10 protein-coding genes are annotated in these 9,970 nt (G+C 44.5%); 5 read left to right on the top strand and 5 right to left on the bottom strand.

The features are described 5' to 3' along the window. A partial coding sequence (locus tag L5M49_RS20495) for a transposase family protein (RefSeq protein WP_411569100.1) occupies positions 1 to 185 on the bottom strand: 185 nt, incomplete at its 3' end. A gap of 177 nt (positions 186 to 362) precedes the next feature. Here L5M49_RS20495 and motA point away from each other — a divergent pair. The 4 genes from motA to L5M49_RS20475 are packed head-to-tail and all read left to right on the top strand — an operon-like array spanning position 363 to position 2,905. Then, entirely contained in the window at positions 363 to 1,220 is an 858-nt protein-coding gene (gene motA, locus L5M49_RS20490; protein WP_263208964.1) for a flagellar motor stator protein MotA, read from the top strand. Continuing rightward, complete coding sequence (locus tag L5M49_RS20485) at positions 1,220 to 2,140, top strand: flagellar motor protein MotB (protein WP_263266748.1); 921 nt, start codon at positions 1,220 to 1,222, stop codon at positions 2,138 to 2,140. The genes motA and L5M49_RS20485 overlap by 1 nt, the downstream gene beginning before the upstream one ends. A 34-nt stretch (positions 2,141 to 2,174) precedes the next feature. Continuing rightward, positions 2,175 to 2,609, top strand: a complete 435-nt coding sequence (locus tag L5M49_RS20480; protein ID WP_113940805.1) for a pilus assembly protein PilZ — start codon at positions 2,175 to 2,177, stop codon at positions 2,607 to 2,609. 8 nt (positions 2,610 to 2,617) lie between these two features. Next, entirely contained in the window at positions 2,618 to 2,905 is a 288-nt protein-coding gene (locus tag L5M49_RS20475) for a hypothetical protein (protein ID WP_113940804.1), read from the top strand. 64 nt (positions 2,906 to 2,969) lie between these two features. On the opposite strand, the gene L5M49_RS20470 is transcribed toward L5M49_RS20475, so the two are convergent. The 4 genes from L5M49_RS20470 to prmA all read right to left on the bottom strand — a co-directional run bounded on the left by L5M49_RS20470 (position 2,970) and on the right by prmA (position 8,671). Then, positions 2,970 to 5,984 carry a UvrD-helicase domain-containing protein gene (locus L5M49_RS20470; protein WP_263266747.1) on the bottom strand — a complete coding sequence of 1,005 codons (3,015 nt, stop codon included), beginning with the start codon at positions 5,982 to 5,984 and terminating at the stop codon, positions 2,970 to 2,972. A gap of 340 nt (positions 5,985 to 6,324) precedes the next feature. After that, on the bottom strand, positions 6,325 to 6,630 hold the full coding sequence (fis, locus tag L5M49_RS20465; RefSeq protein WP_006083371.1) for a DNA-binding transcriptional regulator Fis: 306 nt from the start codon (positions 6,628 to 6,630) through the stop codon (positions 6,325 to 6,327). Positions 6,631 to 6,646: 16 nt separating this feature from the next. After that, entirely contained in the window at positions 6,647 to 7,615 is a 969-nt protein-coding gene (gene dusB, locus L5M49_RS20460) for a tRNA dihydrouridine synthase DusB (RefSeq protein ID WP_106649201.1), read from the bottom strand. Positions 7,616 to 7,789: 174 nt separating this feature from the next. Beyond that, a complete protein-coding gene (gene prmA / locus L5M49_RS20455; protein ID WP_105250427.1) occupies positions 7,790 to 8,671 on the bottom strand; it encodes a 50S ribosomal protein L11 methyltransferase in 882 nt (293 codons plus the stop codon). A gap of 454 nt (positions 8,672 to 9,125) precedes the next feature. Here prmA and L5M49_RS20450 point away from each other — a divergent pair, with 454 nt between their 5' ends. Beyond that, positions 9,126 to 9,848, top strand: coding sequence for a fumarate reductase cytochrome b subunit (locus tag L5M49_RS20450; RefSeq protein WP_263198006.1), 723 nt, complete (start codon positions 9,126 to 9,128; stop codon positions 9,846 to 9,848). The last annotated feature ends 122 nt before the right edge of the window (positions 9,849 to 9,970 follow it).

The following is a 9,970-nucleotide window of genomic DNA, read 5'->3' as shown; positions in this document are numbered from 1 at the left end:
AAATCTTCAATATCTTCCCAGCCCTGACAGCCAGCAATCACAGCGCATAGCGTGAGAAACAGCACATCAAACAGTGGGTAAGTGACTTTGGCGGACTGGCGAGTGTCTTCGATGCTGGAAAAGTGTTCAGAAAATACGTTCAGGTTCACGGAATTGCCCTTTTGCAAAAGGCAGTATCTGATCATAAGCTGGCGATTGGGTCAACTACTAGCTTGGTTTGGTTGAAAAATGTTCGTGATCTTGCCCTGGATAGCTATGGCATTGGGATTGACTGAAACGCGTATTTGCCAGCTGCATAAATCAGCTATTTCACAGTTAAAAACAATATTGCAGCGCTAAAGTTTAAAAGTGAGAAGATCGTAATGAGTAAACTAGTTGGGCTGTTAATCATTTTAGCTTCTGTGTTTGGTGGGTATGTTTGGGCGGGTGGGGCTTTGTCTGCATTGTGGCAGCCTGCTGAAATTTTAATCATTATGGGCGCCGGAGTTGGAGCGCTCATTATTGCTAACCCGCAATCAGTATTAAAAGAAATGCTTGAGCAGTTAAAAGAATTATTTAATAAGGGTAAAGAAGATCCTGAATTATATCCTCAGTTATTTCCTTTGATGGGCACTTTAATGGCTCAGATCCAATCCCAAGGCTTAAAAGTACTCGATGAGCATTTAGAAAATCCTCAGCAAAGTTCTATTTTTCTAATGTACCCAGCCGTGCTCAATCACCCAAATGTTTTACAGTTTTTAATTGATAACTTACGAGTGCAGTCTATTGGGAAAATATCTCCCCATGATTTAGAGCATATCCTAGAAGAAGAGATTCATCGTATAGAAGAGGACAGATTACGACCATCGGAAGCTTTTAGTAAAGTGGGTGAGGCTATGCCTGGCTTTGGTATTTTAGCTGCTGTACTCGGTATTATCATTACTATGTCTAATATTGATGGCCCAATTACTATGATTGGTGTCAAAGTTGCCGCTGCATTAGTCGGTACATTTATTGGTATTTTCGCGTGTTATTGTTTCTTCGACCCAATGTCAAAGGCATTAGAACATCTGGTTGATCGTAAATCGGCACAGCTTCGGTGCATAGCCGCTATTTTAGTGACCTTTTCAAAAGGTAAACCACCAATGATGGCTATTGATGCGGGACGGAAACAAATACAAAGTGAAAATCGTCCTTCATTTATAGAATTAGAACGTTGGATGGAAGGGCAGAGAAGCTAATGCTCCATAAAAATGAGCCGATTATTATCAAGCGGCGAAAGCGAGGAAAGCGTAATCATGGGCATGGTGGTGCGTGGAAAGTCGCTTTTGCCGATTTCACGCTTGCTATGATGGCGCTCTTTATGGTGCTGTGGATCATGCAAATCGCAGATCAAAAAGAGCGAACCATGATAGTGCAGTATTTACGTGGAGATATGAATCCCACTGGCCCAATGAATCCATTTGAGCTAAGTCAGTCATCTTCGATTATTGATTTAGAAGGAAATATGTCTATTGCTCCTCCAATCATACCTTCCAATTCTATGCCTAGAGGTTCGGAGTCAGAAGGATTAGAGGAAGGTGCACTCATCCCTGGGCAATTTGATACTCAGGCGCAATTAACTGTGCTCGCCAGAGAATTGAATCGAGTCGTGCAAAGCTCGAGCATGGCTGAAAATATTGCCGTGACAATTGTGCCTCAAGGCATACGCATCTTAATTCACGATAATGTGAATCAATTTATGTTTACGCGGGGCAGTGCACAGATGCAGCCCTATTTTGAAGAATTACTTTTATCTTTAGGGCCTATTTTAAAAAATGTCACCAACAGCATGGTCATTTCGGGTCATACGGATTCAACGCCTTATGCGGGCAGTTTATTTACTAATTGGGAATTATCGAGTGAAAGAGCACTATTAGCACGAAGAGTGCTTGAGCGTGGCGGTGTTAAACGCGATCAGGTTATTCAGGTGACGGGTATGGCTGATCAGGTTCCTTACATCACTTCGGATACTGCTGCGGCAGCTAATCGCCGGATTGAGGCGCTTATTTTAACCTCCTCTGCTGAACAGTTATTAAGAGGCATGATTGGCGCTTCGATCGATACAGTCCCAAGTGGCGTTACAATCAACGAAATTAAGCGCCAAGCAAACACTCGCTAGTGTTAATACCCGCTCTCATTTGTTAGGGATGACTATGAATCTGTATGAAGAGTTTGTACATTCTGAGGATGAAGTTGAAGCGACCCCTGAGTATCAGATTATTGAATTTGATAATCGTCGAACTCATCAAAGATTTAGCCTGAGAAGAAATAAAAGAGCGCCACTCGCATTTGCATGCGATGGCCTGACAGTAAATTTATCAACAACTCGCTGGTTTGTTATTACGCCGATTGGAACTGCAAATATAAAAGATATTAGCATTGGCGGTGTTGGGATTTTGTGCAATGAACCACTGCCAGTAGGGAGGAGATTCTATATTGAACTTGAGCAAACACGAGTCTTATGTGAGGTAACTCGAGAACACACGATTAAAGGTCGATTGAAGTTCTTAGGCGCTCGCTGGATTTATCGTGATAAAGCTGAAGTCCAGAACTTGATTGATGCAATTAGACTACGGGCGAAAATATAGGATATGCAATGGCTGCATCTTTTCATCGAAACGGCTCGGATAAATTACAGAAGGTCTTTCTGTATCTTATTCTGCTGAATTGGCTATTGCTTATTATTGTTGCACTCAATATGAATACATTACGCTTTAGCCATGGTGTTATGATTTCAATTATGATTTTTATCTATAATTATTTTCTGGCTCATTTATGTTTTATTCGTGCTGCCAGAGCGCAAGATGCTTATCTTATTTACCCAGTGGTTATTGGCGCACTCAGCTCCTTTTTCCTCGTTGTTTATTTCTTCTTTTTACTCTAAATCCCTTGCCTATAAAAATGAGTTGCGACTCATTGTTATAGGCTTTTGTTGAGCATTCTTGCATCTAGCTCACATGCTTTTGGGGTCGCTCGCTTGGGAGCGACAACTTGGCCTTGTTTAGAATATTCATGCAGCTGGGTAGGTTTTGCCCGCGGTAATTGCGACAAGCCCAAAAGGGGCCAAATCGACCATCCTTTAACAGCATATCGCCACCACAGAGGCTACAAAGTGGTGCTATATGACCACAGTTCTCATTCAAACATACCTTAAAGCCAGCAAAGCGTGTGCGGGTCATTGGGCTAGCACAGAGCTCACAACCTTCTTCCTTGTGATCGCAAAGGGGAAAATGTGAGCAGGAATAAAACGATTTAAATTTTCCCGTTCTAGGCTTAAGCGTTCCCGTGCTACAACGCACGCATTTTATGTCTTCAAATAACCTTTGTACTAAAGAGGTGCTGAACTCATCTTGTTCAATTGCGTAGCCTTTTGTAAGCAGTTCGGTGACGAATGGGCTCACGTCTGTCATATCGGCAATCACATAGGCGCGGTGTTTTGCCCGCGTTAACGCGACATAAAACAGTCGACGTTCTTCTGCAAATTCAAACGCTTCCGTTTTTGGTAAAAATGCATCTAGTATCGGAGGAGTGATTTTCATTGAAGGGAAGCCATGCATTCCCGTTTTCATCCCCATGATCACCACATAATCGGCTTCTTTCCCTTTCGAAGCATGAAAAGATTGGCACTCAATCTTCAAGTTGGGATATTTAGCTTTAAGTTGGTTAACTTGGATGTTATCGGGTAACTGAAACCAAAAACGTGCCAGTAAATAGACGCTTGCTACGCTGTTAAGTTTGTCACTTCTAGCGCTTATCCTTGCACTAATGGCCGTTAATGCTTGTTCCAGTGCATTTGGGCTTGGTTCATTTAGGCTTGACTGCTCGTTTTCTCCGCGGCGTAATATTGAGACTGCAGGGTAGGCTACCTGCATGAGGGAGCGAATGTCCTTCCTCAATTGCGTGGGATTCTGGGTAACAAACTGAGTGGCGACTTGCCCAATACTACTGTTAAACCTAAAAGTCAGATCCAAGTAGCTTTGGGCTGTTGGGCCAAAATATTGGCTAAATTGCGTGGTTAAACTCACATCTGCACCGCTAAAACGATAAATTGCCTGCCAGTCATCCCCGACACAAAATAAAGACGCCAGCGCTTTAGAATGGGGGGCACAGGAATCCCTCAAGGCACGCACTAAGCGGGCACGTGGTTCTGAAATATCTTGGAACTCATCCACCATAATAAAACGCCACGGGCTAATAAATTGCCCGCGTTGTAAATACGTCAACGCTTTGCCTATCATGTCCTCAAAATCAATGTCGCCATTTATTGCTAAATGCTGCTCATAGCGCGTGAGTATAGGCTCAAGCAGTTCGAATGCCTTGCGGGTCTGCTGAGCATCGGCGGCGCGAGCAAATACACCCTCAAGCCCATGTTCATCAAGGCAAGCCGCTTTATACAGCCCTATCAGCTGACTAAACATTTTTGCCAATTCGGTCACGCGGCCAAGTTCATGTAGGGTTGCTAGTATGGCTTCATCGGGTAAGGGCGCATATTGTACTTTAAAGACCTGTAAAGCTTGCTCAAGCTTACTGATTAACAACCCTTTTTTATGTTGGTAATAAAATAGCTCAACACATTTAGTGCCATGCTGTTGATGTAGCTGGCGTTTCCATGCCATCGATTCCAAGTACTTCTGGTTATCGATATAAGGAGCGGTATGCTGGTGTTCATCAATACCATAGTATTCAAGATAAATTTGGTATTCAGGCAGATAGAAATCGGGTTGATACTGACGAAAATCAATACTGCGCACATCATGCTTATACTTAGCTTCATAGACATATTCGATGCCATTGCTAAATAGCCAGTTGGCAATGTAGAGCTCACCAAAGCTTTTGACTCGCTCACCTTTAAGACTGCGAATATCGTTATCATTCAAGTATTGAAAATACTCGCCTTCCATATCGAACTCGAATGGGCTTTTTTCAACATAATAGAAACGACTGAAGTACTCGAAAAGCTGTTTACGGTAAGCCTCATTTTCAATCAAAGTCTCAAGGGTATTGTGCACCCACAGCTCTTTGGCTTTGTCATCCTCCGCTAAAGGGGACAAACTCGGTTTCGCGCGCTCAACGTCGGCGATAATTTTTGAGCCTAAACTGTGGAAGGTGCTCGCCTTGATATCATCCGTACCAAGCCTGCTTTTAATCCGCTCATCCATCTCGTCAGCCGCTTTACGGCCATAGGCTAATAGCAATATTTCATCGGCTTTTGCTTGACCACTCTTAAGTAAATATCCTGCTCGACCAACCATCACACTGGTCTTTCCCGTGCCTGCGCCTGCCAATAACAAGTTATTGTTATCATCGATAATACAAGCTCGGCGCTGTTTTTCGGTTAAGGGATTAGATTCTACATGCTCAAAATAGTCAGCAAATTTAATGAGCTGCGACTGAATATAATCTTCACGCAGTTGCTTTATATCGGCGCGAGTCCATCGGTTGATTTGCTTAAGCCTCGCTAACCCTGTGTGTAGATTTCTCGCTAATGGCAGGTTTTCACACCAAGGGAACCAACGCTGATATTCGCGCGCGACTCTGGCTTGTATCATTTCCACCCGTGATTCACGTAAATAAGTGTGTGTCAGTGTCTTATCCACTTTCGCCATTAACTCAGCAACGCGCGGCCCATTGGCATTTGCCCAATACTGTGCGATTTGATAGCTAAATTGATGTTGTGCAAAATAGCTGAGAAACGGCAGTTGATAGGCTTTGCCTAATACCGTGAAACCGAGTAGATAACCTAGTGGACTTAAGGTAAAAAATGGTGGGGAATCGAGCTGTTGCCAGGTAAAACATTCGTCAGCTGCTACTTTGTTAGCGCTGCGAGAGTGAGCAAAAAAGCCGCCTTTAGTGCGATTAATGCTAATACCACTCGTGGTGAGTTTTACCGCATCAGCTTTGCCAATAAAGAAACGGCCAAACCAACTGTGTTTGATATCTTGTTCAGAGTGATTCAATGACAATGTAAAACCTACGGCTAAAAAGTTTTAGAATTAACAGACTGATTTTTAAATGCATTATAACTTAAAACCCGATGGCTCGTGTCAAGGTTGTGCTATGGGCTGTATGGATTATTTATTAATTTTGGTCGCTAGAGCAGCTAAGTGCATTGTATTGGTGAATGATGTCTTAGTTGGCGTGAGAGGCGTGGCAAACCAAGCATGATGGTAACTGTGTAACTATGTGCATAAGAAGGGCGCGCATTAGAAAGGTTTACATTAGAAAATGGTGTATCAGAAAGCAAAAAAGCCTGAATCTCTTCAGGCCTTTTCTTTTTCAATACAACAGCTTAATCCTTGCGGATTAATTCATGCCGTATTTTTTCAATTTTTTACGCAGAGTACCACGGTTGATACCTAGCATGTTTGCTGCGCGGGTTTGGTTGCCACGAGTGTGTTGCATGATGATGTCAAGCAGGGGCGCTTCAACTTCGCTTAGCACCATTTCATAAACTTCTTGTGCTTCCTGACCGTCCAACTGTGCGAAGAAGTTAGTTACGGCACGCTTGACGGCGTCACGTAATAACTGGGGCTTGATAGTGCCGTTTGCGGTTTCGATTTTGCCAACGGTAAGCTGGTGAACTTCTGTGTTAGTTGTCTGATCAAACATTCTATTCTGCTCTTTATTAATTCTGTACTAATTCATCAAAATAACATTCCACGAGGGAATACTGTTCTGCAGCGGTTTCCAGCCGATTAAAGTCAGCCCTAAATTGGCGCTGAGCTTCTTGGTCTAGGTACCATCCCATATGTTTTCTGGCGAAGCGGATACCCTTGTATTCACCATATAAGTCATACAGTTTGGTGAGGTGTTCCAGCATCACTTGACGCTGTTCGGCAACCTCAATGGGCGCTAGCTTATTACCCGTTTCCAAGTAGTGCTGGATTTCTCTGAAAATCCAAGGCCGTCCTTGAGCACCCCGTCCTATCATCAAGGCATCGGCACCGGTGTATTCCAGCACAAAGCGGGCTTTCTCCGGACTGTCGATGTCCCCATTGGCGACAACAGGAATCGAGACATTCTGTTTAATTGCTTTGATAGTGTCGTACTCAGCGTCGCCTCTGTACATACATTGTCTCGTGCGGCCGTGAACGGCGAGCGAGGCTATGCCACAATCCTCTGCAATCTGGGCGATTTGAACACCATTCTTGTGCTCTGGCTCCCAGCCGGTGCGAATCTTTAACGTGACAGGCACGTTCACTGCGGCGACCACGGCTTGTAAAATCTCTTTTACCAGCGGTGGATTTTGCATTAGCGCCGAGCCTGCCAGCTTTTTATTCACTTTTTTCGCCGGGCAACCCATGTTGATATCAATGATGTGAGCACCTTGTTCGACATTGAACAAGGCAGCTTGCGCCATTAAATCAGGATCAGCCCCTGCAATTTGCACTGAGCGGATGCCTTCCTCGCCAGAATGCGTCATGCGCTGGCGGCTTTTATCTGTATCCCAAACCTCGGGATTGGATGAAAGCATCTCGGAAACCGCTAAGGCTGCACCATAACGAAGACAAAGATTGCGGAAGGCTTGATCGGTGACACCTGCCATTGGTGCCACGATCAGCTGATTGTTCAGTTGATAGGGTCCAATCTGCATTTTATGTTTCACCTTAGCTCTTCAAAGGGGCGCTATAGTAGCCCTTTTTGTTGGCCGTGAAAAGGTCAATAAATGACCTAGAGGTAATTTTTTTTCTTGACTTTTAATTGACGAGAAGTCAGAGACTAAATTGTTGGAAGCCAGCGGTGGCGCATGTTGCGCCACCCTTTAGCGCTATTTACGCTTACCTGTCAAGCGGCTCCAATCTTCTTTGTGAGCCGCTGCGTCCATATCGAACCATTGGCTATAAAAGTCAGAGATTTCTTGGGCTTGTTCTTTGAGGAGACCGGAAAGGGCAAGTTTGCCACCGGTTTTTACGCGTTCTGCGATCAAAGGCGCTAATTCTCGCAGAGGGCCTGCAAGAATGTTAGCGACCAGTACGTCGGCTTTGAGATCTGCGGGTTGGTCTTCTGGCAAGTACAAGGCTAGCTTGTCAGCGACATCATTGCGCTCGGCGTTGGCACGCGAGGCGTCGATGGCTTGATAGTCGATATCGATACCTGTGACTTTTTTCGCGCCCAGTTTCAGTGCTGCTACGGCTAAGATGCCTGAACCACAGCCAAAATCGATCACTTCTTCATCGCTTAAATCTAAGCTGTCTAGCCACTCTAAACACAGTGCTGTCGTAGGGTGAGTGCCAGTACCGAAGGCAAGACCCGGATCTAAGATCACATTAACCGCGGTTGGATCAGGGATTTCGCGCCAGCTTGGGCAGATCCATAAGCGTGTGCCGAATTGGATTGGGTGGAAGTTATCCATCCATTCGCGTACCCAGTCTTTATCTTCAATTTGTTCGACTTTATGGCTGAAGTTCTCACCGAGGAAAGGCAAGGTTTTCAACATGGCGATGGTCGGTGTCAGATCGGTTTCTGCATCGAATAAGGCAACGACAACGGTATCGCGCCACAGTGGGGTTTCGCCCAGTTTAGGTTCAAAAATAGGGGTATCTTTACCGTCTTCGAAGGTGATAGAGACTGAACCTTCTTCCATGAGCAAGTCGCTGATGGTTTCAGCGTCATCGCTATTGGTGTTTATACGGAGTTGGATCCAAGGCATGGGGGCATCCTGTGACTGAGTGTTCATAAACTAAGGGTTCAAAATATCGCGGTATTGTATACCCAAACTATCCCAAAATGCAGGATGTAGCGGGAATTTAAAGCGCTTTAGGTAAGGTCGTTTGGTTACCACTAGGGTTTAGGTTCGACGACTGGCTATCCTGGTATTACGCTTTTGTCTATACAGACAAGGCGTTAGCTGGCGGGTATGGATTGGTGTTAAAAAACGAATTGTCAGTTTTATTATTTGATATAACACTATGAAAAATATTGGTTAATTGGTTTTACCTTTGTTTGGTTTTGATACGTTTTTTGTGATCATCTTCTAAGAGTTTAACTCCGTCAGGTGAGTTGGCTCACGCTTTAAATCTGTGACACTGAAGCCTGATTTGAGTTGCTGCTATGGTGTAGTTTGCCAAGAGGTGCCAACGATAAACGACATAGGTTAATTCAAGATGACAAGCATAACTCGAGTTCACAATAGGGTGAGTACACCGCTAGGTCATCCTTGGTCGGCTAAGGCAGATAGGCTGCAGAGTGCGACAGGGATTATGCTTGGCAGCTTTTTACTATTACACATGCATTTTGAATCGAGTATTTTGCTGGGTAAAGAGGCTTTTTATCGGGTCGTTCAGTTGCTTGAAGGTGGAATGTTTAGCAGCACAGGACATGGTTTTCCTATAGTCACTAAAGTGTTTTCAGTGTTTATGCTATTGGTGGTGATAGTACATGCCGCGGTGGCGCTACGGCGTTTTCCGGCGCAGCTAGGGCAATGGCGAGCCCTGCGTTCGCACATGGGGAATATCAAGCATAAGGATACCCATGCGTGGTTTTGGCAACTGATCACCGGCTTTATCTTATTTTTCCTCGTTCCTGTTCATCTCTTCACTATGATTTTGAATCCCGAAATTGGCCCGCATTTATCGGCTGAGCGGGTTTATCACGATAATGCTTGGTTGCTGTATGCGCTGTTACTTCCTGCTGTAGTGGTACACGCCATGATTGGTCTCTATCGCGTGGCGGTAAAGTGGGGCATAACCACTCAGCGTTCAGGTCTGCGAAAATTCGCTAAGGTGCTGATTATTTATTTGCTATGCCTTGGTACTGCGAGCCTTGTTTCATATCTATTTATCGGTAGCGAGCTCGGTATTCCTGTGCAGCCCTTCGTACCTGAGTAGGCTTTAAGCCAGCAGCAGGATTTTGTTTCACTGCTATTATTAAGCATTAGGTTAATTATTCAGCACTCAATTGATCTGGCTCACGTTTTCGTGTGGATGTGTGAGCGATATTAGTTTGCGAT

The organism is Shewanella sp. SM74 (genome assembly GCF_025653725.1).
Taxonomy (GTDB): domain Bacteria; phylum Pseudomonadota; class Gammaproteobacteria; order Enterobacterales; family Shewanellaceae; genus Shewanella; species Shewanella oncorhynchi.
This window is presented reverse-complemented; position numbering and strand designations above follow the sequence as displayed.

Coding starts and splice junctions, on each gene's coding strand:
- prmA (WP_105250427.1), bottom strand. CDS start 8,671: ATGCCTTGGATCCAACTCCGTATAAACACCAATAGCGATGACGCTGAA.
- fis (WP_006083371.1), bottom strand. CDS start 6,630: ATGTTTGATCAGACAACTAACACAGAAGTTCACCAGCTTACCGTTGGC.
- L5M49_RS20475 (WP_113940804.1), top strand. CDS start 2,618: ATGGCTGCATCTTTTCATCGAAACGGCTCGGATAAATTACAGAAGGTC.
- motA (WP_263208964.1), top strand. CDS start 363: ATGAGTAAACTAGTTGGGCTGTTAATCATTTTAGCTTCTGTGTTTGGT.
- L5M49_RS20485 (WP_263266748.1), top strand. CDS start 1,220: ATGCTCCATAAAAATGAGCCGATTATTATCAAGCGGCGAAAGCGAGGA.
- L5M49_RS20480 (WP_113940805.1), top strand. CDS start 2,175: ATGAATCTGTATGAAGAGTTTGTACATTCTGAGGATGAAGTTGAAGCG.
- L5M49_RS20450 (WP_263198006.1), top strand. CDS start 9,126: ATGACAAGCATAACTCGAGTTCACAATAGGGTGAGTACACCGCTAGGT.
- dusB (WP_106649201.1), bottom strand. CDS start 7,615: ATGCAGATTGGACCCTATCAACTGAACAATCAGCTGATCGTGGCACCA.